Origin of the sequence: Agrobacterium sp. ST15.16.024, from assembly GCF_027956545.1 — a bacterium.
Taxonomy (GTDB): domain Bacteria; phylum Pseudomonadota; class Alphaproteobacteria; order Rhizobiales; family Rhizobiaceae; genus Agrobacterium; species Agrobacterium cucumeris.
The window spans coordinates 1-354 of the sequence record NZ_JAQKGO010000089.1 but is presented as its reverse complement, the minus strand read 5'-3'; the positions used below and the strand labels follow the sequence as shown (position 1 = coordinate 354).

1 protein-coding gene is annotated in these 354 nt (G+C 59.0%); it reads right to left on the bottom strand.

Annotated elements, in window-relative coordinates; all coding sequences use genetic code 11:
* Positions 1–354 (bottom strand): isochorismatase family protein (locus tag PL640_RS25760; RefSeq protein ID WP_271363899.1); only part of this gene is annotated, 354 nt, incomplete at both ends.

Sequence of the window (354 nt, the reverse complement as noted above, 5' to 3'; positions counted from 1 at the left end):
TCATCATCCAGACGTTCAACGGATTCGTCGATCAGCGGCAGCATCAGCGCGCGCAGCGCCGCTTTCGATGCTGGGAGCTGTAGCAGCTCTTCGATCATCACCACCCGGCCGGAGCGGCCGGCAACGTATTTCAGCGCCATCAGGTGCTCTTCACGGCTGAAATCTGCCAGCGCGTCGGCGACAAAGAACGGTTTGATATCGCGCATGAAAGCATCGGTGGCGGTGGTCATACAGCCGATATGGGCGTAAACGCCGGTGATGATCAGCTGGTCGCGACCGGTCTCTTTCAGCATCTCCTCCAGCGTCGAGCGATGAAACGCGCTGTAGCGCCATTTCACCAGCACGGTATCGTCT